This window comes from Streptomyces sp. NPDC045678 (assembly GCF_056432085.1).
This window is the reverse complement of record NZ_JBWKJS010000002.1, coordinates 432,051-453,747: the sequence shown is the minus strand read 5'-3', so window position 1 is coordinate 453,747 and position 21,697 is coordinate 432,051. Positions and strand designations below refer to the sequence as shown.

Below are 21,697 nucleotides of genomic sequence, written 5' to 3'. Positions count from 1 at the left end.
TGGGGCAGGGCGCCTATCCGTGCCAGGACCGCCACAGCGCCGCGTACGCGCCGTCCGCCGCCACCAGTTGATCGTGGCTGCCCAGTTCCGCGATCCGGCCGTTCTCGACCACCGCGATGACGTCCGCGTCGTGCGCGGTGTGCAGCCGGTGGGCGATGGCCACGACCGTGCGGCCGTCCAGCACACGGGCGAGGGAACGCTCCAAGTGCCGTGCCGCGCGCGGATCGAGGAGCGATGTCGCCTCGTCCAGAACCAGCGTGTGCGGATCGGCGAGGACGAGACGCGCCAGAGCGATCTGCTGGGCCTGTGCGGGCGTCAGCGCGAAACCGCCGGAGCCGACCTCGGTGTCGAGGCCCTCGTCGAGGCCGCGTGCCCAGTCGGCCGCGTCGACCGCGCCCAGCGCAGCCCACAGTTCGGCGTCCCGGGCCCCGGTCCTGGCCAGGAGGAGGTTGTCGCGCAGGGACCCCACGAAGACGTGGTGTTCCTGGTTGACGAGGGCCACGTGCGCACGCACCTGCTCGGCGGGCATCGCCGACAGCGCGGCGCCACCGAGGGTGACGTGACCGGTGCGCGGACCGTAGATCCCGGCGAGGAGCCTGCCCAGCGTCGACTTGCCCGCGCCCGAGGGGCCGACCAGGGCGACACGCGAGCCGGGCTCGACGGCGAGAGAGACCTCGCGGAGCACGTCGACGCCCGCGCGGTAGCCGAAGTGCACGTCGTCCGCACGGACAGCACGCCCGTCCGGGGTCACGGAAGCATCGCCGGCGTCCGGTTCGATGTCACGCACACCGACGAGCCGGGCCAGCGACACCTGGGCGACCTGCAACTCGTCGTACCACCGGAGGATGATCCCGAGCGGATCGACGAGCATCTGGGCGATCAGGACGCCGGTGGTCAGCTGCCCCACTCCGATCCAGCCCTGGAGGACGAAGACACCGCCGATCATCAAGGTCGAGCACAGCACGGTCGTGTGCGTGAAGTTGATGACCGGGAAGAGGACCGACCGCAGATAGAGCGTGTAGCGTTCCCAAGCCGTCCACTCCGCGATGCGGCGCTCCGACAGCTCGATGCGGCAGCGGCCGAGGCGGTGCGCCTCGACGGTGCGTCCCGCGTCGACGGTCTCGGTGAGGGCGGCGGCAACGGCGGCGTAACCGGCGGCCTCGGAGCGGTAGGCGGCGGGCGCCCGCTTGAAGTACCAGCGGCAGCCCACGACGAGAAGCGGCACGGCGACGAGCACGGCGGGCGCCAGGGGCGGCGCCGTCACGACGAGTCCGCCGAGCAGCAGCACCACCCACACCACGCCGATGGCGAGCTGTGGCACCGCTTCGCGCATGGCGTTGGCGAGACGGTCGATGTCCGTGGTGATGCGCGAGAGCAGGTCTCCGGTACCGGCCCGCTCGAGCACGCCCGGCGGCAGCCCGACGGATCGCACGAGGAAGTCCTCGCGCAGATCCGCGAGCATCCGCTCACCGAGCATCGCGCCGCGCAGCCGCACCTCCCGCACGAAGAGGGCCTGCACGACCAGTGCCACCACGAACAGGCCGATCGTGAACTCCAGGTGGAGGTCACGCGCGCCGTCCGAGACCTTCTCGACCAGGTCGCCGAGCAGATAGGGGCCGACCATCGAGGCGATGACGGCGAGCGTGTTCACCAGGATGAGCAGGAGGAAGGCCGTGCGATGGCGCTTGAACAGTTCGGTGACGTAGGTGCGTACGGTCGCGGCCGAGCCGACGGGCAGGGTCTCCGCCGTCGTGGGGGCCGCCGGGTCGTAGGCCGGGGGCGCCAGGCCGATCATGCCGTCTCCTCGATGTCGAATTCCGTCAGGACGTCGGTGTCCGTATCTGTGTCCGTATCTGTGTCCGTGTCCGTGTCCGTGCGGGCGTCCGCGGCGACGCGTTCCGCGTCGGTCTCCCGGGTGACGACCGCGCGGTACCGCGGCTCGGTGTGCACCAGTTCGCGGTGTGCGCCCACCGCCGCGACCTCTCCGTCGGCCAGGAAGACGACGCGCTCGGCGCGGTCGAGGAGCAGCGGCGACGACGTGAGCACCACGGTGGTGCGTCCTTCGCGCAGGTGCCGGATGCCGTCGGCGACCCGGGCCTCGGTGTGCGAGTCGACGGCGGACGTCGGCTCGTCGAGGACCAGCGCCTCGGGGTCGGTGACCAGGGAGCGGGCCAGGGCGAGGCGTTGGCGCTGGCCTCCGGAAAGGGAGCGGCCGCGTTCCGTGAGGTGGGCGGCCATCGGGTCGTCGTCGGTCGACGCCTGGGCGAGGGCGTCCAGGACGTCGGAGCACTGGGCCGCTTCGAGTGCCGCCTCGGGACTGACTGCTCCCGACGCCGGTACGTCGAGGAGTTCGCGGAGCGATCCGGAGAGGAGGACGGGGTCCTTGTCCTGGACCAGGACGGCGGTGCGTGCGGTGGCCAGCGGCAGCCCGTCGAGCGGTACGTCGCCGAGGCGCACGGACGGCAGGTCCGCGGCCTCGTCGAACGCGGGATGCCCGCCGAGACGTTCGGCGAGACGGCCTGCCTCGTCCGGGTCGCCGCAGACCACCGCGGTGAGCCGTCCGGCGGGCGCGAGCAGCCCGGTCGCCGGGTCGTACAGGTCACCGGCGGGCATGAGGGAGTCGTCCGCGGGGGGCTCTGGCTTCGCGGCGACCGGCGCGCCGGTGCGCTCGGCCCCGCGCTCAGACCTGTCCCGCACTCCCGCACTCTCCGTCGTCCGCTGGAGTGAGAGCACGCGGGCCGCTCGCTTGGCGGAGGGCCGCGAGAAGGAGTACGCCATGGCGATCTCTTCGAAGTGCCGCAGCGGGTAGTTGAGGATCATGATGGCGCTATAGACGGTGACGAGCTCACCGACCGTGACCCGACCCTCGCGGGCGAGGTGCACGCCCTGCCAGACGACCGCGATCAGCAGCAGCCCGGGCATCAGGACCTGGATGGCCGAGATGACCGCCCACATGCGGGCGCTGCGCACGGCGGCGGTGCGGACCTCCTGCGACGCGGCGCGGTACCGGTCGAGGAAGAGCTCCTCGCCGCCGATGCCGCGCAGCACCCGCAGCCCGGCGACGGTGTCCGACGCCAGCTCGGTGGCCCGGCCCGCCTTCTCGCGCTGGTGGTCCGCCCGGCGCGTGGCGCGGGGCAGCAGCGGAAGGACGGCGAGGGCGAGCACCGGGATGCCGATCGCGACGATGATGCCGAGGGCGGGCTGGTAGACGAGGAGGCCGACACAGACGAGGACGACGGTGAGCGCGGCGGCGGCGAACCGCGACAGGGCCTCCACGAACCAGCCGATCTTCTCGACGTCGCCGGTGGAGACGGCCACGACCTCGCCCGCGGCGACGCGCCGGGTGAGCGCGGAGCCGAGCGCGGCGGTCTTGCGCGCGAGGAGTTGCTGTACGCGGGCCGCGGCGGTGATCCAGTTGGTGACCGCGGTGCGGTGCAGCATCGTGTCGCCCAGCGCGATGGCGATGCCGAGGACGACGATCAGCGCGCCCGCGAGGGCGAGCCGTCCGCCGGACCGGTCGAGCACGGCCTCGACGGCGACGCCGACCATGTACGGCAGGCCCGCGATGGAGCCGAAGTGCAGCAGGCCCCAGGCGAGGGACTTGAGTTGTCCGCCGAGCTGGTTGCGGCCCAGCCACAGCAGGAAGCGTGGCCCCGACCGGGCATCGGGGACGCCGGGGTCGGGATACGGAAGGTCGCGAATCTGCATGACGTCCCAGGAATCGGTGCGGCGGCCGTCGCCCGGGCGAATGCGTAGCGGGGGCGCACGGCGGTTACAAACCGTGAAAGGTTCGCCTCGCGCGGTGGCCCGAGGCAAACGGTTTTCCGTCCTGAGGTAAAGAATCAGCCCGGTCGCGGCGTGGGCAGCGGGGCTTGACGGGGGTTCCGCGGACGGGGTGCGACCATGGGCGGATGCGAATAGCCGGTACGGTGCGAGTGATGGTCGCGGCAGCGGCCTGCGGTGTTCTTCTGACGTCCTGCGCGAGCGGAAGCGACGACAGTGCGAGGAAGGGCGACGCCGGTGCCGACCATGGAAAGAGTCCCCAGGCCGGGGCCGCCGATTCACGGCGCATCCCCGACGTGGGCGACCGGTTGCAGTCCAGGATTCCCGAGGGGTCCCGCCAGGTCGTAGCGGTCTACGGCGAGGGTGAGGACTCGGCCAAGTCGACCGTCGTGCTCTACACGAAGTCGGGGGCCAAGGACACCACCTGGGAGAAGACCCGCAGCTGGCCTGCGCACAACGGCAAGAAGGGCTGGACGACCGACCACCGCGAGAACGACAAGCGCAGCCCGGTCGGCGTGTTCACGCTCACCGACGCGGGCGGCGTCCTCACGGACCCGGGTGCCAAGTTCCCGTACACGAAATCGTCGTCCATACAGGCCCCGCACTACTGGCCCAAGACACACTGGCACGATTTCGACTACGTGATCGCGATCGACTACAACCGCGCCAAAGGCACGCCGCCGAACGATCCGACGCGGCCGCAGGGCCAGGCCAAGGGCGGCAGCATCTGGCTGCACATGGACCACGGCGGCGGCACATCGGGCTGTGTGAGTCTGTCGAAGCCGGCCATGGAGTACCTGCTGCGCACGCTCGACCCGAAGCAGCACCCGGTCGTGGTCATGGGGGACAGGGCGAACCTGGAGGCATGAGGTTCGGGGCTCAGGGCCTCGAGCGGTGGGCGTGACGCGTGGGGCGGCACCATTGCGGTGATCGGCAACTGCCCATAGAAATCCCCCATGAGAAGACGCGTTATGTCCATGCTCGTCGGAGTGGCCCTCGCGGCGAGCACCCTCCTCGGTGCCGGGCCAGCAGCGGCCGGCACGCCACCGGTGGAGTTCGGCGACGACTGGCACGACCCGGTCACCGCCGCGCCGCCCGTACCGAAACCGCACACCAAGTCCTGCGAAGTGACGCTCGCCGAGGCACAGTTCAAGGACTTCACCCCGTACAAGGGCGATTACGCGCCTCCGACGAAGTGCGGCAAGAGCCGTTGGGGCAAGGTGGTGCTGCGTCTGGACGGGAAGGTGAAGGGACGGCAGTACGACCGTCTCGGATACTTGCGCATAGGCGGGGTCGAGGTTCTGCGCACATCGACTCCGGAGCCGTCGGTCGACGGCATCACCTGGTCCGTGGAGAAGGACGTCACCCGCTACCGCGAGACGCTGAGCCGTGACCAGCAGGTCGAGATGCTCATCGGAAACGTGGTCAACGACACGTACACCGGGATCATCGACGTCAAGGCGACGCTGACGTTCTACGAGACGGCCAGACAGACCAAAGCCCCCGACCGTGTCATCCCCCTCGGTGACGGCAGGGGTAGCAGCGACAGATCGGACGCCGCCACCGTCACCACCCCGCGCAACAGCGAACGCATCGTCGCCGAGGTGTACGCCACCGGATCCGGCGGAGGCTGCGAGGAGTACTGGTATCTGACCGTGCCCGACGCCGCGCCCTACTCGTGCAAAGCCGACCACGGCCCCTACCGGGAAGTGCAGGTCAAGGTCGACGGACGACTGGCGGGCATCGCAGCGCCGTTCCCGACCGTCTGGACCGGCGGCTGGTCGAACCCCTTCCTCTGGTACGTGATTCCCGGGCCCCGCGCGTTCGACATCAAGCCCATCGAGTACGACCTGACCCCGTTCGCGGGAGTCCTCAACGACGGCCGCCCGCACCAGGTGGAGGTCTCCGTAGTCGGCGTCCCCGAGGCGCGGACGGGATGGAGCACACCGGTCAACGTGCTGGTCTGGCAGGACAAGAAGAGCGACCGCGTCACGGGCAGGCTGACCGGCCACAAGGAGAGCACCCCCGCCAACACGTCGACGTACACGCCCGGTACGGGCGACGAGGCGCACCGGCTGGACACCGAAGGCGGCCACCGGCTCAGCGTGTCGGGGTACGTGAACACGTCGCACGGCCGAGTCGCGACGACCGTGACCCGCAGCCTCGCGAACACGTCCCTGCACCGCTGGACCGAGGGCGAGTCGACGGACGAGCTCAAGGCCACGTGGACGGACCGGGAGACGGTCACCACGGGCCGCCGCGCCGTGCGCACCGACCGGACGTACACCATGGACGGCACCACGACCCTGGGCGCCGGTGACCGCCTGCGCACCGAAATCTCCCTCGGCGACCGCGCCGAGAGCGTCACGAGGACGGGAGGCCGGCGCACCGGCTGGTCCGTGCTGGACGACCGTTACGACGGCGACGCGACGTACACCGCGAACGTTCCCCGCGACCAGCGGCACGCCGTGGGCACATCCCGCGAGCGCTACCGCCTGACCGGCGACACGGGCTGCTACGACCGGACGATCGCCACCGCCCAAGGGATCCTGACGCAGGACCACTGGCGCTGCTGATGGCGAAGGGGCGGTGGGCGGCGAACACGCCGACCACCGCCCCAGCAGGCCCCGGGTCCGTTACGCCTTGGGCTTCTCCGAGTCCACTCCCGGTCGCTCCTTCTTCCACAGACCACGCGTGAAGTCGGGGATCGCCTGCGGCGCGCCCTTCGCCTTGATCGACAGATGGCTGAGCGGCACGGGGGCCGTCCACGTCGCGGCGTCGTACACGTCGAAGTCCGGGACGAGGCCGAGCTGCATGGTCTGCATCAGACGGAAGATCATGATGTAGTCCATGCCGCCGTGGCCGCCGGGCGGGTTGGAGTGCTCCTTCCACAGCCAGTGGTCGAAGTCGGCGTACTTGGCGAAGTCGCCCCACTCGTCGTCCGTGTGGTCCGGCTCTATGTAGATGCGCTCGGGGTAGTCCTCGAAGACGCCTCGTGTGCCGCCGAGGCTGTTGATCCGGGAGTAGGGGTGTGGCGTACTGACGTCGTGTTCCAGGCGGATCACCCGGCCCTTCGCCGTCTGGACCAGGCTGATGGTGCGGTCGCTCTCGATGTACGTCTCCTTCCAGCTCGGGTCGCCCGCGGGCATGTGCTCCTTGCGGTACTGGGCGAGGCCGAGGGAGGGCGTGCCGAAGCTGGATATGTGCGTGGCGCGGTCGCCGCGGTTGACGTCCATGTAGTTGGCGACCGGGCCGAAGCCGTGGTTGGGGTAGAGGTCGCCGCGCAGCCGGGTGTGCCAGAGGCGCCGCCACGGGCCCTCGTAGTAGTCCGGGTCGAACATCAGGCCGCGAAGGTCGTGGTTGTACGCGCCCGCGCCGTGCAGCAGGTCGCCGAACTTGCCCGCGTGCGCCATCCGCAGGACACGCATCTCGTTCCTGCCGTAACAGCAGTTCTCCAGCTGCATGCAGTGTCTGCGGGTGCGCTCGGAGAGGTCGACCAGCTCCCACAGCTCGTCGAGGCGCAGGGCGATGGGACACTCCACGCCCACATGCTTGCCGTTCAGCATCGCCGACTTGGCCATGGCGAAGTGGAAGTCCCAGGGCGTCGCCACGTACACGAAGTCGATGTCCCCGCGCTTGCACAGGTTCTCGTAGTCGAGCTCGCCCTTGGTGTACGTCGCGGGGGCGGGCTGACCCGCGGCCGTGACCTTCTTCGCGGCGGCCGCGGCCTTCTCCTTGACCGGGTCGCAGAGCGCGACGACGCGCACGCCGGGGATCGCGAGGAACAGATCGATCATGCTGCCGCCGCGGTTGCCGAGTCCGATGATCCCGACCCGGACCGTCGAGCGACGCTGGAACGGCACGCCGATCATCGTCTTGCCCTTGCGCGCGGGCGCCTCGGCCCCGTCCTCCGAGACGCCGGCCCCCGGCGCTCCGGTGGCGGCGGAGTCGGGAGTGCCGGCGTGCGCCGTGCCGCCCGCGAAGGCGCCGACTCCGAGCCCCGCGCCGGCGAGACCCGCCGTGCGGAGCACCGCGCGACGGGAGTGGCCGTCACCCGACCTGCTGCTCTCGGTGCCGTCGTCCGGGGTGGTGCCTTCAGGGTTCGGTGTGACGTTCTCGTCGTGCATCGGACCTCCGTAGCTGAATGGCGGCTGGTCTCTACCACTGGGGCGGAAGCCACCCTGGTGGGGGTCCGGCCGGGGCGCAAGAGACAGGAGGTGCCGAAGAGTTGGATTTATCGAGAGGACCGCCGCTCAGGGGCGCGTCGCACGCTCCAGTTCCAGGAGCACGGAGTAGTAGCCGCGGCCCGTCGCGTGGTCCATACCCACCTCACACATGCGGTTCGCGGAGAGATGCGCGTCGTAGCGGCGGGACGTGACCTCCGCGGCCTCCTTGCGCGTGGCCGACTCCGTGAGCTCCTTGTGGAGCATGCCCCGGTCGCCCGCGAAGGCACAGCACCCCGCGTCGTCCGGGACGACCACTTCGTCCGCGCACGCCTCGGCGACGGCACGGAGCTGCGCCTCGTCACCCAGGTGCTGCATGGAGCAGGTGGGGTGCAGGACCGCCGAGCCGACCGTGCGGCGCACCGTCAGCCGGGGAAGCAGTTCGTCGGCGGCCCAGACGATCGAGTCGACGACCGTGAGCTCCCGGTGCAACTCCCTGTTGTCCGCGGTCAGATACGGCACGACTTCGTGGGCGATGCCGAGCGTGCAGGACGAGGCGTCGACGACCAGCGGCAGGCGGCCGCCCGCCGTCCAGCCCCACGCCGCCTCGACGATGCGATTGGCCATGACCCGGTTGCCCGCGACGTACCCCTTGGAGTGCCAGATCGTCGCGCAGCACGTCCCCGCCACATCGTTCGGAATCCAAACCGGCTTCCCCGCGCGCGCGGAGACGGCGACGACGGCCTCCGCCAGGGAGCGGTCGCCGGGACTGCCGAAGATGCGGTTGACGCACGCCGGGTAGTAGACGGCGGAGGCTCCCGCGCGCGCGGTGCGCGGCAGTTTGCGCGCCGCGGCCCCGGGGATCTGCGGCAGCCACTCGGGGACGAGGTCCGGGCGCACCGCCTTGCGTGCGCCGCGGGTCACCGCGGTGAGCAGCCGGTCGCTGATCCGGTCGGCGGCGGCCACCGCGAGCCGCGCCGACGCCTCGACGGCCTTGAAGTTCTTCGCGGCGACAGCGGCCGCCCTCTCCTCGCGCGGTGAGTGCCGCGCGTGCCGGAACTCCTTCATCAGAGCGCCCGTGTCGATGCCCACCGGGCAGGCGATGCTGCACGTCGAATCGCCCGCGCAGGTGTCCACGGCGTCGTACCCGTACGCCTCGACGAGACCGTCCTCCACGGGGGACCCCGCGGGCTGGCGCATCATCTCGCGACGCAGCACGATGCGCTGGCGCGGTGTCGTGGTCAAATCCTCGCTGGGGCACGTCGGTTCGCAGAAGCCGCACTCGATGCACGGGTCGGCGATCGGCTCCACCCGGGGGATGGTCTTCAGGCCGCGCAGATGCGCCTTCGGGTCCCGGTCCAGGACGATGCGGGGCGCGAGCACCCCGTCCGGGTCGATGACCTGCTTCGTGCGCCACATCAGCTCGGTCGCTTTCGGGCCCCACTCAAGCTCCAGGAACGGCGCGATGTTGCGGCCCGTGGCGTGTTCCGCCTTGAGGGAGCCGTCGAAGCGTTCCACGGTCAGACGGCAGAACTCGTCCATGAAGGCGGCATAGCGCTCGACATCGGCGGGAACCGCCGCGTCGAAGGCGAGCAGGAAGTGGAGGTTGCCGTGCGCCGCGTGGCCCGCGACGGCGGCGTCGAACCCGTGCCGCGTCTGGAGGTCGAGCAGGGCTTCGCAGGCCTCGGCGAGCCGGCCGGGCGGGACCGCGAAGTCCTCGGTGATCAGCGTCGTGCCCGAGGGCCGGGAGCCGCCGACAGCGGTGACGAAGGCCTTGCGCGCCTTCCAGTAGCCGCCGATCGTCTTGGCGTCGCGTGTGAACGCGTTGGTCACCGACGGCACGGGCGCCGTCAGCTCCAGGCCTTCAAGAGCCTTCGCCGCCGCCGCTTCGTACGCCTCCTGCGCGCCCGCGTCCGGGGCGCGGAACTCGACCAGGAGCGCGGCCGTCGACTTCGGCAGCTCGGCCCAGTCGGCGGGCACCCCCTGGACGCTGACCGACGCCCGCAAGGTGTTGCCGTCCATCAGCTCGACGGCAAGCGCGCCGGCGGCGTTGAACAACGGCACGGCGGCCGCCGCCGCGGGCAGCGAGGGGAAGAACAGGAGGGCGGTGCTCGTGTGCCGGTCCAGCGGGAGTGTGTCGAAGACGATCTCGGAGAGGAAGCCGAAGGTGCCCTCCGAGCCGACCATCAGGCCCCGCAGGATCTCGACGGGCGTCGTGCCGTCGAGGAACGCGTCGAGGCGGTAGCCGTTGGTGTTCTTGATCTCGTACTTCTCGCGGATTCGGGCCACCAGCTCCGGGTCGGCCTCGATCTCGTGCTTGATCGTCAGCAGGCCCGCGCAGAGATCGGGCTCGGCGTGCGCCAGCTGCTCGTCCGCGTCGGGTTCGGCCGTGTCGACGACCGTCCCGGAGGGGAGGACGACGGTGAGCGAGGCGACCGTGCGGTAGGAGTTGCGGGTGGTGCCCGCGGTCATGCCCGACGCGTTGTTCGCGACGACACCGCCGACCGTGCAGGCGATCGCGCTCGCGGGGTCGGGGCCGAGCACGCGGCCGAACCGGGAGAGCGTCGCGTTGGCCCGCACGACCGTTGTGCCGGGACCGATGCGCGCCCGCTCGCCCCCGCCGAGCACCTCCACGCCCGACCAGTGCTTGCGCACGTCGACGAGGATGTCCTCACCCTGCGCCTGGCCGTTCAGCGACGTACCGGCCGCGCGGAAGACGACTTCGCGGCCCTTGCCGTGCGCGTACGACAGGACGGCCGACACGTCGTCGATGTCCTCGGGGACGACCACGACCTGCGGCACGAAGCGGTAGGGGCTGGCGTCCGAGGCGTACCGCACCAGGTCCGACACCTTCGTCAGGACCTTGTCCGCACCGAGCAGCGCGATCAGGTCCGAGCGGAGCGGCTCCGGGGTGCCTCCGCTGCGCCGGTCCGGCACGCGGTCGTGGGCAGGGCCGTCCGCGCGCGACGCGGCACCGGGGCGCAGGGCGTCGGACTCGGGCTCCAGCAGTGGCATGAGCTCTCCTCGGCGGTTGCGGCGGCGTACCTGCGGGCCGGGCGTTCAGCAGCGGCGGACGTCCGGCACGTCGAACAGCGCGTTCAGCAGCACACCCAACTGTGCCCGCTGATCGGCGTCCAATGGAGCAAGGATGTCCTCCGCGGCGGCCCGGCGCGCGCCGCGCAGCTCACCCAGGGCCTTGAGTCCCGCGTCGGTGAGCTCGATGCGGATCACCCGGCGGTTGGTGGGATCGGGCGCGCGGCGCACGAGATCGGCGGCCTCCAGCGCGTCGACCAGCGTGGTCACGGCGCGGGGCACGACCTCCAGACGCTCGGCCAGGTCGGCCATGCGCGGCGGGGTCTCGTAGTGCGCGAGGGTGCGCAGGAGGCGGGACTGCGCGGGCGTGATGCCGGTCGGCACCAGATGGCGCTTCTGGATCCGCTGCAGCCTGCGGGTCAGTCGCAGCAACTGTTCGGCGAGCAGGCCGTCTGGGTCCGGGGTCTTCATGCGGGAACATTATCAGGACGTTGTGCATTGTGAGTATAGGTAACAGTGAGCTATGCTCCCTGAGTCATTGTCGTCCGAGATCCCGTAGGAGCCCATGCGTCACGACGAAACCACCTGGACGCCGCAGCCCCCTGCCCCCGGCGAGGAGCCGCAGCCGCGCCAGATGCGTCGCATCCTTCGCCTCTTCCGTCCCTACCGAGGCCGCCTCGCGATCGTGGGCCTGCTGGTCTGCGCCGCCTCGCTCGTCTCGGTCGCGACCCCGTTCCTGCTGAAGGAGATCCTCGACACCGCCCTGCCGCAGGGGCGCACGGGCCTGTTGAGCCTGCTCGCGCTCGGCATGATCCTCAGCGCGGTCGTCACGAGTGTCTTCGGTGTCCTGCAGACCCTGATCAGCACGTCCGTCGGGCAGCGCGTCATGCACGACCTGCGCACCGCGGTGTACGGCAGGTTGCAGAGCATGTCCCTGGCCTTCTTCACCCGCACCCGTACGGGCGAGGTCCAGTCCAGGATCGCCAACGACATCGGCGGCATGCAGGCGACCGTCACCTCCACCGCCACGTCCCTGGTCTCGAACCTCACCAGTGTCATAGCGACCGTCGTCGCGATGCTGGCGCTAGACTGGCGGCTCACCGTCGTCTCGCTCCTGCTGCTTCCCGTGTTCGTGTGGATCAGCCGCCGCGTCGGCCGTGAGCGCAAGAAGATCGCCACGCAGCGCCAGAAGCAGATGGCCGTCATGGCCGCGACCGTCACCGAGTCGCTCTCCGTGAGCGGCATCCTCCTCGGCCGCACGATGGGGCGCTCCGACTCCCTCACCAAGTCCTTCTCCGACGAGTCCGAGCAACTGGTCGACCTGGAGATCCGGTCCAACATGGCGGGCCGCTGGCGCATGGCCGTCATCACGATCGTGATGGCCGCCATGCCCGCCGTCATCTACTGGACCGCGGGCATCGCCTTCCAGATGGGCGGCCCGACCGTCTCCATCGGCACGCTCGTCGCCTTCGTCTCGCTCCAGCAGGGCCTCTTCCGGCCGACCGTGAGCCTGCTCTCGACCGGCGTGCAGATCCAGACCTCGCTCGCGCTCTTCCAACGCATCTTCGAGTACCTCGACCTGCCCGTGGACATCACCGAGCCCGAGCGGCCGGTGCATCTCGAAAGGATCAAGGGTGAGGTCCGCTTCGAAGACGTCGAGTTCCGCTACGACGAGAAGGCGGACCCCACGCTCCAGGACATCGACATCGCCATACCCGCGGGCGGCAGCCTCGCCGTGGTCGGACCGACCGGTTCCGGCAAGTCGACGCTGAGCCATCTCGTCCCCCGCCTCTACGACGTCACGGGCGGACGCGTCACCCTCGACGGCATCGACGTGCGCGACCTCGACTTCGACACCCTCGCGCGCGCCGTCGGCGTGGTCTCCCAGGAGACGTACCTCTTCCACGCCTCGGTCGCGGACAACCTCCGCTTCGCCAAGCCCGACGCCACCGACGAGGAGCTCTTCACCGCCGCCCGTGCCGCCCAGATCCACGACCACATCGCCTCCCTCCCCGAGGGGTACGACACGGTCGTCGGCGAGCGCGGCCACCGGTTCTCCGGCGGCGAGAAGCAGCGCCTTGCCATCGCCCGCACCATCCTGCGCGACCCGCCGGTTCTCATACTCGACGAAGCGACCAGCGCCCTCGACACCCGCACCGAGCGGGCCGTGCAGGAAGCCATCGACGCTCTGTCGGCGGGCCGGACCACCCTCACCATCGCCCACCGGCTCTCCACCGTCCGCGGCGCCGACCAGATCGTGGTTCTGGACGCCGGCCGGGCCGCGGAGCGCGGCACGCACGAGGAACTCCTGGAGCGCGACGGCCGTTACGCCGCCCTTGTGCGCAGAGACGCCCAACTGGAGCCCGCGACATGAAGATATGCCAGGAATATGACCATTTGCGGGTTACCGTGCCCGCATGCAGACCAAGACTCCGAGACGCGGAACGATTCGACTGACGCGACGGGGCCGGATCGCCCTGATCGCGACCGGAGCCGCCGCCGTGGCCGCCGCCGTGGCGGTGCCGCTGCTGCTTCCCGACGACGACAAACGGCCCGAGACGCTGACCATCCCCGAGGGGTGGCGTTCCGGCCAGGTGTACGCGGCCGTGGACAAGGCCCTCGATGTGCCCGAGGGCACCACGAAGAAGGCGCTGCCGAAGGCCGGCCTCAAACTCCCCAAAGACGCGGACGGCAACCCCGAGGGGTACCTCTTCCCGGCGACGTATCCCATCAGCCCGAAGTCGACCCCGGCATCCGTCCTCTCGTACATGGTGAACACGGCGAACAAGAAGTTCGGTGCCGGTCACGTCACGGCAGGCGCGGACCGGAATGCGCTGAACGTCTACCAGAGCGTCACCATTGCCAGCATGATCGAGGCGGAAGCCGGTTCCAAGGAGGAAATGGGCAAGGTCGCCAGGGTCATCTACAACCGTCTCGACCGAGGCATGCCCCTCCAGATGGACTCCACCATCAACTACGCGCTCAACCGTTCGACACTCGCCACCAGTGAACGCGACACGAAGATCAACAGCCCGTACAACACCTACGCGCGCATGGGCCTGCCGCCCACGCCGATCGGCAACCCGGGAGAGGAAGCGATGCGGGCGGCGATCAACCCGACCCCGGGGGACTGGCTGTATTTCGTCACCGTGAAACCTGGAGACACGCGTTTCACATCCGACTTCCAGGAACACCAGAAGAACGTAGGGGAGTTCAACAAGGCGAAGTAGCGGAAGGGGGAAAAGTGGCAATGGGTGAGGGGCTTCGATCGGCCATTGCGTCCGCTCCGTCTTGACCTCAACCGTGGTTCAGGTAGAACGCTTTTCTCTCTGAACGGACCGCTCAGTGTGCAGGAGGAGCCGACTATGGCCACATCCATAACACGTGCCTTTCCCGACGTCCGGCGGGCGGACGCCGGGACGATCCTCGTCAGCTCCTGGAACCTGCCGGCCCCAGGGGTCCAGAAGCAGGCCGCGGATCTGGTGATCGAGGAGTGGGAACAGCAGGAACGTCCGGACGCCATGCTCTCGTTCACCACCTTCCTGAGCGAGAACGGCCGCGAGGTCCTCAACTACGCCCAGTGGACGGACGACGACTCCCACCGGGAGTGGGCGCGCGCGACCCGGTGCCGTGAGGACATCAGCGGGGTCGAGCGGATGGTGCTCGGCATCGAACGCCCGGGCGAGGTGCGCTACTCGCTCTACCGCAGCTACGCACCCGAAGAAGGAGCGGAGAGCGCCCCCGGCGCCCTCGTCACGCCCCTCTTCGAGACCGAGGGACCGGACAGCCAGCGCGCGTTCGTCGACGGCGTCATCGCGATCCTCGAGCGGACCCGGCCGCCGGGGCTGCTCGCGGCCCACTTCCACACGAGCAAGGACGGCCGCAGGGTCCTCAATCACGCCGAGTGGCGGGACATGTCCGCCTGGCGGCGTTTCACCGAGAGCGGCGGCACGGTCGAACTGGGCATGCTGAGCGAGGGCTTGGAGGGCGTCACCCCGTCGTCGGCCCGGCCCAGCGTGCCGCGCTACCTCCCGTACAAGAGCCTGGTGAACGTCGCGGCTCCCTGAGTCGCGGCCCCAGTACGCCGTTCCAGCACTCCGCCCCTCACCTCTCCCGCAGGACCGGCCCGGCCTCTTGTGCCGCGTCGAACGGCGCGAGAGGCTGGCGGGCGCGCTCCACCGGACAGGCGCACCCCAGCACCGCTTCACCCAGCACCGCTTCATTCGGTACCGCTTCACCCAGCACCGCACCGCACATGGCCCGACCCCGTCCCTGGTCAGTCGATGAAAGGTTCAGGTGCACCGGGAATGAGAATGCCCTCCCCTCGGCGGGGGACAGCGGTGCTGCTCTCCGCCGTACTGACGGCCACCGGCCTGCTCGCCGTCACCACCTCCTCCCATGCCGCAGCCGGCCCCTCCGGCGGCGACCTGCGGCTCGCGGGCGGTTCTGAGGACGCCGTGCCGGACGGCTGGATCGTCGTGCTGAAGGACACGGGTCGGCTGAAGGACTCCGCCGTGTCCGGCGTGGCGCGCGAGCTCCTCGGGCGGGCCGAAGGAGCGCGGCTCGGCCATGTGTACCGGGCGGCGCTGCACGGGTTCTCCGCCAGGATGAGCCGGGCACAGGCGGCCCGGCTCGCCGCGGATCCCCGTGTCGCGTACGTCCGCCAGGACACCCGGGTCCGCATCGCCGGCTCGACGGACCAGACCCAGGCCGACGCGCCCTGGGGCCTCGACCGCATCGACCAGCGCCGCCTCCCGTTGTCCACCACGTACACCTACCGCACCACTGCCCCCGGCGTGAGCATCTACCTCATCGACACCGGGCTGCGCACCACCCACGCGGAGTTCGGCGGCCGTGCCTCCGTCGGGACGGACACCGTCGGCGACGGCAGGAACGGTGACGACTGCAACGGGCACGGCACCCATGTGGGCGGCGTCGCGGCGGGGAAGACGTACGGCGTGGCCAAGCAGGCCCGGCCGGTCGCGGTGCGCGTCCTCGACTGCCAGGGCTCGGGCACGACCTCGGGGGTCGTCGCGGGCATCGACTGGGTGACGGCGAAGGCCGCCAAGCCGGCGGTCGCGAACATGAGCCTCGGCGGGGCGCCCGGTGACGTCCTCGACAGCGCGGTGCGGCGCTCCATCCGCTCCGGCGTCACGTACACGGTCGCCGCGGGCAGCTCCGGCCAGGCCGGCGGCGCCTGCAACACCTCGCCCTCCCGGGTGCCGGAGACCATCAGCGTCGGCGCGAGCGACCGCGGCGACCGCCGGGCGTCTTCGTCCAACTACGGCTCGTGCGTCTCCCTGTTCGCGCCGGGCGTGCAGATACCCTCCGCCTGGAAGGACAGCGACACCGCGACGGCCACCCTCAGCGGTACGTCGATGGCCACCGCGCACGCGGCCGGCGCGGCCGCGCTGCATCTGGGCCTCCGGCCCACGGATACCCCGGTGCAGGTCAAGAAGGGCCTCGTGGACAACGCCACCACGGGAGTGCTGCAGGGCAGCCCGCCCGTCACGCCGGACAAGCTGCTCTACACGCTGTACCCGGGCTAGGCAGGGCTCGGGACCGAGGTGCCGGCCAGCAGCCGCTGGACGTCGCGCACCGCCGCGCGCCCCGCGCGGTTGGCACCGATCGTGCTGGCCGAGGGCCCGTATCCCACCAGGTGGATACGGGGGTCCGCCGCGACCCTCGTGCCCTCGATACGGATGCCGCCGCCCGGCCCGCGCAGCCGGAGCGGGGCCAGGTGGTCGACGGCGGGGCGGAACCCGGTCGCCCAGAGGATCACGTCGGCGTCCACGCGGCGGCCGTCGTCCCACTCGACGCCCGTCGGCGTGATCCGGTCGAACATCGGCAGCCGGTCGAGGACGCCGTCGGCCCGCGCCCGCCGGATCGCGTCGTTCACGGGCAGCCCCGTCACGGACACCACGCTGCGCGGCGGCAGCCCTTGACGTACGCGCTCCTCGACCATGGCGACGGCCGCGCGCCCCCAGTTCTCGTCGAAGGGCCCCTCGCGGAACACCGGCTCGCTCCGGGTGACCCAGGCGGTCGACGCCGCGTAGGGGGCGATCTCCATGAGGTGCTGCGTGCCCGAGGCTCCACCGCCCACGACGATCACTCGCTGTCCCGCGAAGGCCTCGGGGCCCGAGTAGATCGCCGTGTGCAACTGCCTCCCGCGGAACGTGTCCTGGCCCGGGTAGCGCGGCCAGAACGGCCGGTCCCAGGTGCCCGTCGCGCTGATCAGGGCCCGCGTCGACCACGTGCGCGCCGACGTCTCGACGAGCAGCCTGCCGTCCTCGCCCTCGCCCTCGCGGACTCCGCGCACGTCGACGGGGCGTCGTACGCGCAGCTCGAAGCGGCGTTCGTACTCCTCGAAGTACTCCCCGACGACCTCCGACGACGGGCGTGCGGGGTCCGCACCCGTCAGTTCCATGCCGGGAAGCGCGTGCATGCCGTGCACCTTCCCGTACGTCAGGGAGGGCCACCGGAACTGCCAGGCGCCGCCGGGCCGGGGAGCGTGATCGAGGACCACGAAGTCCCGGTCCGGCTCGTAGCCGACCCGCCGCAGGTGGTAGGCGCTGGACAGGCCAGCCTGACCGGCGCCGATGACCACCACGTCCACGTTCTGGACCGTCGCTGAGGCGGCTGCGTCTCGTACCCCGATGTCGTTCACGTTTCTACTAACTTCCTCGGGGGTCAGGATCTTCCCGGCGGGCCGGCCCTGTCTCTTGCGTCACCGGTGACCGGCGCCTTGTCTCACCGGCCGCCCGCGACGAGGAGCGGCGCGCCACCCGGGGCGGAAGCGGGCCGGCCGTTCGCCGCCGGCACACCGGACAGCGGCGACGCCGGAATCCGCGGCAGCAGCCCGCGCACGGCCAGCTCGGGGATCACACCCTCGCCGAACCAGTACGCCTCCTCCAGATGCGGATAGCCGGACAGGACGAAGTGCTCCACACCGAGCGCGTGGTACTCCTCGATCCGGTCGGCGACATCGGCATGGCTGCCGACCAGCGCCGTGCCCGCCCCGCCGCGCACCAGACCGACACCGGCCCACAGGTTCGGCGAGATCTCCAGCTTGTCGCGCGAGCCGCCGTGCAGCGCGAGCATCCGCTGCTGGCCCACCGACTCGCTGCGGCCGAGCGCCTCCTGGGCGGCGGCGATCGTGTCCGGGTCGAGGTCGTCGAGCAGCCGGTTCGCGGTCGCCCACGCGTCGGCGGCCGAGTCGCGGGAGATCGTGTGCAGTCGGATGCCGAAGCGGACCGTGCGGCCCTCCTTCTCGGCGAGTCCGCGAATCCAGGCGATCTTCTGCTTCACCTGCTCGGGCGGCTCGCCCCACGTCAGGTAGACGTCGGTGTGCCGCGCAGCGACAGGACCCGCCGCGGCCGACGAGCCACCGAAGAAGATCTCCGGCAGCGGATCCGGCGGCAGCGCGGTGAGGCCGCCGTCGACCTGGAAGTGCTCGCCCCGGAAGTCGAACGGCTTGCCGCCCCACACCCCTCGTACGACCGAGAGGAACTCGTCGGTGCGGGAGTAGCGGCGGTCGTGGTCCAGGTGGTCGCCGAACCGCCGCTGCTCGGTCGAGTCACCGCCCGTCACCACGTTCAGGAGCAGCCGGCCGCGGGTGATGCGCTGGTACGTCGCCGCCATCTGCGCGGCAAGGACGGGGGAGATGACGCCGGGGCGGAACGCCACGAGGAACTTGAGCCGCTCCGTGTGCTGGGCGAGCGCGACCGTGGTCAGCCAGGCGTCCTCGCACCACGTACCGGTGGGCGTGAGTACCGCCTCGAACCCCAACTGCTCGGCGGCCTTGGCGATCTGGGCCAGATACGCGATGTCGGGCGCGCGCACGCCGCTCACCGGGGTGACGCGGGAGCGTGTGATGCCGCCGTCGGTGTAGGCGTGGCGGTCGACGAGGGTGCGGCCGTCGCCGCCCGTCGGCAGGAACCAGTGCAGGTGGACGTTCATGGTCAGGACTCCTTGCGGTACGAGCGCGGCTCGGTGGTGGAGGGCGGCAGATCGCCGTTGAAGCGGGTGTCGACGAAGTCACCGAAGTCGATGCGGCGCGGGATCAGCTTCAGATCGGTGAAGGTGTCAGCGATCTCCTGCTCGGACGCGATGACGTTCTTGTCCATGGCCACCTGGACCCGGGTGCCGTTGGTGCGCTTGACGGCGTCGAGCGCGACCTCGTAGGGGAGGCCGGTGTCCTGCGCCCAGACCTTCGCCCAGGCCTTGGGATGCTTGTAGACCCAGTCCTGGGCCCTGCGGAGCCGGTCCAGGTAGTCGGAGATCGCCGCGGCCTTCTTCTTGTCGTCGAGGGCGCCGGGCGCCGCCGCCTGGAAGGCGAGGCCGTTCACCAGGCCGTCGCCGTCGGTGAGGACGCGGCCGGTCTTCGCCCGCAGGACCTGCGAGGTGTACGGGTCCCAGACGGCCCAGGCGTCCACCTTGCCGCTGGTGAACGCGGCGAGCGCGTCGGCCGGCTGCAGATACTTGACCTGTACGTCCTTGAAATCGAGCCCGGCCTTCTTCAGGGACGCGACCAGATTGAAATGCGCGGACGAACCCTGTGCCACGGCAACGGACTTGCCCTTGAGCTGCTGTGGCCTCTTCAGCGGCGAGTCGTCCGGCACGAGGATCGTGTCACCGGCGGCCGTGCCGTGGCTCGCCGCCACCACGGAGATCTTCGACCCCGCGCCGGCCGCGAAGACGGGCGGGGTGTTGCCGATGCCGCCGATGTCGACGGCCTTGGCGTTGATGGCCTCCAGGAGCGGTGGGCCGGAGGTGAAGGTGGACCAGCGGATCTTGTAGTCGAGGTCGTCGAGCTCCCCGGCAGCGCGCAGCACGGCCTCCGAACCGCCCTTCTGATCACCGACGTTGAGGGTCAACGACCCTTTTCCGTCGGTGCCGCCGCCCGAGCCGCCGATGGAGCTGTCGGCGGACGAGGTGCCGGAGCAGGCGGCGAGCAGCAGGGCCAGGGGGAGCAGCAAGGCGGCGGCGGGGACGGGGCGTGGTCGTCGCATGGTGGTTCCGTTCGCTTCCTTCGGTAGGTGGGGACGGGGACATGGGCGGGGACGGGGGCGTCAGGTGGACGGGCTGTGGGCGGTGGGGTCAGATGGCGGCGGCTTCGGCGGGCGCCTCGACACCGAGCCGTTCGAGCAGCTCCGCGCGGAGCTCGCCGAAGCGGGGGTCGGAGATGCCGCGAGGCCGTTCCAGGTCGATCTCCGTCTCGTACGCGATGACGCCGCCGTCCATGACCAGGACCCGGTCGGCGAGGAGGACCGCCTCCTCGACGTCGTGCGTGACGAGGAGAACCGCGCAGCCGCGCCGCTGCCACAACTCGTCGACGAGCCGCTGGGCCTTGATGCGGGTCAGCGCGTCGAGCGCGCCGAACGGCTCGTCGAGCAGGAGCAGATCCGGCTCGCGCACCAGGGCGCGGGCCAGCGAGGCGCGCTGGGCCTCGCCGCCGGAGAGGGTCTTGGGCCAGGCGTTGGTGCGGTGCTTCAGGCCCACCTCGGCCAGGGCCTGCTCGGCGACGTCCCGGTCGGGCTTGCCCGGCAGCCCGAGCAGCACGTTGCGCCACACCCGCTTCCACGGCATCAGCCGGGGCGCCTGGAAGGCGACGGCCTTGCGGCGCGGCACGAGCACGGTGCCCTCGATGTCCCGGTCGAGCCCGGCGAGGATGCGCAGGAGAGTCGACTTGCCGCAGCCGCTGCGGCCGAGCAGCGCCACGAACTCGCCGGGTCGCACATCGAGGTGCAGGTCGTCGATGACGGCACGGTCGTCGAAGGTGCGGGTCAGCCCGTCGACGCGGACGGCGGAGGGCACGGTCGTGGTCACCGGCCGGTGAACGTCGGTCGCCATTGCAGCAGCAGCCTTTCGAGGGTTCGGACGACGAAGTCGGCCGCCAGGCCGAGGAAGGCGTAGACGACCAGGCAGACGACGATCACGTCGGTGCGCAGGAAGTCGCGGGCCTGGACCATGAGGAAGCCGAGGCCGGCGTCGGCGTTGACCTGCTCGGCGAAGACGAGGGCGAGCCAGGAGATGCCCAGCGAGTAGCGCAGTCCCGTCATGGCCCCGGGCAGCGCACCCGGCAGGATGACGTGCCGCACGAGCCCCCACCGCGACAGGCCGAGCGACTCCCCGGCCTCGATCAACTGGGCGTCGACGCCCCGGATCCCGGCGTACACGTTGAGGTAGAGCGGGAACGAGACCCCGAGCGTGATGATCGCGATCTTCGGCGCCTCGCCGATCCCGAACCAGATGATGAACAGCGGGATCAGCCCGACGAACGGCACGGTGCGCAGCATCTGCACGCTGGCGTCCACGAGGTCCTCGCCGATGCGGAAGAGCCCGGAGACGAGCGCGAGCGTCGTCCCGACGACGGTGCCGAACAGCAGCCCGAGGGCGACGCGCTGCAGGGAGACCCCCATGGCGTTCTGCAGGGACCCGTTCTCGATGAGATCACCGGCGACGCGGGCGACGGTCCCGGGTGAGGCGAGCACGTCACCGGCGAGTACGCCGGTGGCGCTCAGGACCTGCCAGAGGGCGAGCAGCGCGAGCGGTCCCGAGGTGCGGCGCAGCCAGCGGGGGACGCGGGCGCGGCGGGTGGAGGAGGGGACGAGGGCGTGGAGCTCGGGTCCCGGGGACGGATCTGAAGGGGATCTAGCGGATATGTCGGGCGAGGACGGGTGTGGCGGGGCATGGCTGATGCTCATGAGGGCTCCGCG

General features: G+C 70.8%; 16 protein-coding genes. 6 read left to right on the top strand and 10 right to left on the bottom strand.

All coding sequences use genetic code 11. The annotated features are described in order from the left end of the window. Window positions 1-13: 13 nt before the first annotated feature. Window positions 14-1,795, bottom strand: a complete 1,782-nt coding sequence (locus tag AC07DO_RS08520) for an ABC transporter ATP-binding protein (protein WP_479057890.1) — start codon at window positions 1,793-1,795, stop codon at window positions 14-16. Next, a complete protein-coding gene (locus AC07DO_RS08515; protein ID WP_479057889.1) occupies window positions 1,792-3,708 on the bottom strand; it encodes an ABC transporter transmembrane domain-containing protein in 1,917 nt (638 codons plus the stop codon). The genes AC07DO_RS08520 and AC07DO_RS08515 overlap by 4 nt, the downstream gene beginning before the upstream one ends. 230 nt (window positions 3,709-3,938) lie before the next feature. On the opposite strand from AC07DO_RS08515, the gene AC07DO_RS08510 reads away from it, so the two are divergent. Further along, entirely contained in the window at window positions 3,939-4,652 is a 714-nt protein-coding gene (locus AC07DO_RS08510) for a L,D-transpeptidase family protein (protein WP_479057888.1), read from the top strand. 87 nt (window positions 4,653-4,739) lie between these two features. After that, complete coding sequence (locus tag AC07DO_RS08505) at window positions 4,740-6,359, top strand: peptide-N4-asparagine amidase (RefSeq protein WP_479057887.1); 1,620 nt, start codon at window positions 4,740-4,742, stop codon at window positions 6,357-6,359. A 60-nt stretch (window positions 6,360-6,419) separates the two neighbouring features. Here the strand turns inward: AC07DO_RS08505 and AC07DO_RS08500 are convergent, their stop codons facing one another. The 3 genes from AC07DO_RS08500 to AC07DO_RS08490 all read right to left on the bottom strand — a co-directional run bounded on the left by AC07DO_RS08500 (window position 6,420) and on the right by AC07DO_RS08490 (window position 11,450). Next, window positions 6,420-7,910: a Gfo/Idh/MocA family protein gene (locus tag AC07DO_RS08500; protein ID WP_479057886.1), complete on the bottom strand. Its 1,491-nt coding sequence runs from the start codon at window positions 7,908-7,910 to the stop codon at window positions 6,420-6,422. A gap of 126 nt (window positions 7,911-8,036) precedes the next feature. Beyond that, window positions 8,037-10,961 (bottom strand): FAD-binding and (Fe-S)-binding domain-containing protein, encoded by a 2,925-nt coding sequence (locus AC07DO_RS08495; RefSeq protein WP_479057885.1) that lies wholly within the window; start codon window positions 10,959-10,961, stop codon window positions 8,037-8,039. A gap of 45 nt (window positions 10,962-11,006) precedes the next feature. Further along, the gene (locus tag AC07DO_RS08490; protein WP_479057884.1) at window positions 11,007-11,450 is read right to left on the bottom strand and encodes a MarR family winged helix-turn-helix transcriptional regulator; all 444 of its coding nucleotides are present in this window, start codon (window positions 11,448-11,450) and stop codon (window positions 11,007-11,009) included. 94 nt (window positions 11,451-11,544) lie between these two features. Here AC07DO_RS08490 and AC07DO_RS08485 point away from each other — a divergent pair, with 94 nt between their 5' ends. The 4 genes from AC07DO_RS08485 to AC07DO_RS08470 all read left to right on the top strand — a co-directional run bounded on the left by AC07DO_RS08485 (window position 11,545) and on the right by AC07DO_RS08470 (window position 16,528). Continuing rightward, window positions 11,545-13,353, top strand: coding sequence for an ABC transporter ATP-binding protein (locus AC07DO_RS08485; RefSeq protein ID WP_479057883.1), 1,809 nt, complete (start codon window positions 11,545-11,547; stop codon window positions 13,351-13,353). A gap of 43 nt (window positions 13,354-13,396) precedes the next feature. Further along, the gene (gene mltG, locus AC07DO_RS08480) at window positions 13,397-14,209 is read left to right on the top strand and encodes an endolytic transglycosylase MltG (protein WP_479057882.1); all 813 of its coding nucleotides are present in this window, start codon (window positions 13,397-13,399) and stop codon (window positions 14,207-14,209) included. A 135-nt stretch (window positions 14,210-14,344) separates the two neighbouring features. Further along, window positions 14,345-15,046 (top strand): antibiotic biosynthesis monooxygenase, encoded by a 702-nt coding sequence (locus AC07DO_RS08475; RefSeq protein WP_479057881.1) that lies wholly within the window; start codon window positions 14,345-14,347, stop codon window positions 15,044-15,046. A gap of 246 nt (window positions 15,047-15,292) precedes the next feature. After that, entirely contained in the window at window positions 15,293-16,528 is a 1,236-nt protein-coding gene (locus tag AC07DO_RS08470) for a S8 family peptidase (RefSeq protein ID WP_479057880.1), read from the top strand. On the opposite strand, the gene AC07DO_RS08465 is transcribed toward AC07DO_RS08470, so the two are convergent. From AC07DO_RS08465 to AC07DO_RS08445, 5 genes are all read right to left on the bottom strand, one after another. Continuing rightward, window positions 16,525-17,646 (bottom strand): NAD(P)-binding domain-containing protein, encoded by a 1,122-nt coding sequence (locus AC07DO_RS08465; protein WP_479057879.1) that lies wholly within the window; start codon window positions 17,644-17,646, stop codon window positions 16,525-16,527. The two genes, AC07DO_RS08470 and AC07DO_RS08465, sit on opposite strands and share 4 nt — an antisense overlap. A gap of 83 nt (window positions 17,647-17,729) precedes the next feature. Further along, window positions 17,730-18,938 (bottom strand): LLM class flavin-dependent oxidoreductase, encoded by a 1,209-nt coding sequence (locus AC07DO_RS08460; protein WP_479057878.1) that lies wholly within the window; start codon window positions 18,936-18,938, stop codon window positions 17,730-17,732. 2 nt (window positions 18,939-18,940) lie between these two features. Continuing rightward, entirely contained in the window at window positions 18,941-19,990 is a 1,050-nt protein-coding gene (locus AC07DO_RS08455) for an ABC transporter substrate-binding protein (protein WP_479057877.1), read from the bottom strand. 88 nt (window positions 19,991-20,078) lie between these two features. Next, on the bottom strand, window positions 20,079-20,831 hold the full coding sequence (locus AC07DO_RS08450) for an ABC transporter ATP-binding protein (protein ID WP_479057876.1): 753 nt from the start codon (window positions 20,829-20,831) through the stop codon (window positions 20,079-20,081). Further along, window positions 20,804-21,685 (bottom strand): ABC transporter permease, encoded by an 882-nt coding sequence (locus AC07DO_RS08445; protein ID WP_479057875.1) that lies wholly within the window; start codon window positions 21,683-21,685, stop codon window positions 20,804-20,806. The genes AC07DO_RS08450 and AC07DO_RS08445 overlap by 28 nt, the downstream gene beginning before the upstream one ends. Between the last annotated feature and the right edge of the window lie 12 nt (window positions 21,686-21,697).

What these genes read in the sequence shown, in the direction of transcription:
- AC07DO_RS08520 (WP_479057890.1), bottom strand. Translation starts at nt 1,795, where the DNA reads ATGATCGGCCTGGCGCCCCCGGCCTACGACCCGGCGGCCCCCACGACG.
- AC07DO_RS08515 (WP_479057889.1), bottom strand. Translation starts at nt 3,708, where the DNA reads ATGCAGATTCGCGACCTTCCGTATCCCGACCCCGGCGTCCCCGATGCC.
- AC07DO_RS08510 (WP_479057888.1), top strand. Translation starts at nt 3,939, where the DNA reads ATGGTCGCGGCAGCGGCCTGCGGTGTTCTTCTGACGTCCTGCGCGAGC.
- AC07DO_RS08505 (WP_479057887.1), top strand. Translation starts at nt 4,740, where the DNA reads ATGAGAAGACGCGTTATGTCCATGCTCGTCGGAGTGGCCCTCGCGGCG.
- AC07DO_RS08500 (WP_479057886.1), bottom strand. Translation starts at nt 7,910, where the DNA reads ATGCACGACGAGAACGTCACACCGAACCCTGAAGGCACCACCCCGGAC.
- AC07DO_RS08495 (WP_479057885.1), bottom strand. Translation starts at nt 10,961, where the DNA reads ATGCCACTGCTGGAGCCCGAGTCCGACGCCCTGCGCCCCGGTGCCGCG.
- AC07DO_RS08490 (WP_479057884.1), bottom strand. Translation starts at nt 11,450, where the DNA reads ATGAAGACCCCGGACCCAGACGGCCTGCTCGCCGAACAGTTGCTGCGA.
- AC07DO_RS08485 (WP_479057883.1), top strand. Translation starts at nt 11,545, where the DNA reads ATGCGTCACGACGAAACCACCTGGACGCCGCAGCCCCCTGCCCCCGGC.
- mltG (WP_479057882.1), top strand. Translation starts at nt 13,397, where the DNA reads ATGCAGACCAAGACTCCGAGACGCGGAACGATTCGACTGACGCGACGG.
- AC07DO_RS08475 (WP_479057881.1), top strand. Translation starts at nt 14,345, where the DNA reads ATGGCCACATCCATAACACGTGCCTTTCCCGACGTCCGGCGGGCGGAC.
- AC07DO_RS08470 (WP_479057880.1), top strand. Translation starts at nt 15,293, where the DNA reads ATGCCCTCCCCTCGGCGGGGGACAGCGGTGCTGCTCTCCGCCGTACTG.
- AC07DO_RS08460 (WP_479057878.1), bottom strand. Translation starts at nt 18,938, where the DNA reads ATGAACGTCCACCTGCACTGGTTCCTGCCGACGGGCGGCGACGGCCGC.
- AC07DO_RS08455 (WP_479057877.1), bottom strand. Translation starts at nt 19,990, where the DNA reads ATGCGACGACCACGCCCCGTCCCCGCCGCCGCCTTGCTGCTCCCCCTG.
- AC07DO_RS08450 (WP_479057876.1), bottom strand. Translation starts at nt 20,831, where the DNA reads ATGGCGACCGACGTTCACCGGCCGGTGACCACGACCGTGCCCTCCGCC.
- AC07DO_RS08445 (WP_479057875.1), bottom strand. Translation starts at nt 21,685, where the DNA reads ATGAGCATCAGCCATGCCCCGCCACACCCGTCCTCGCCCGACATATCC.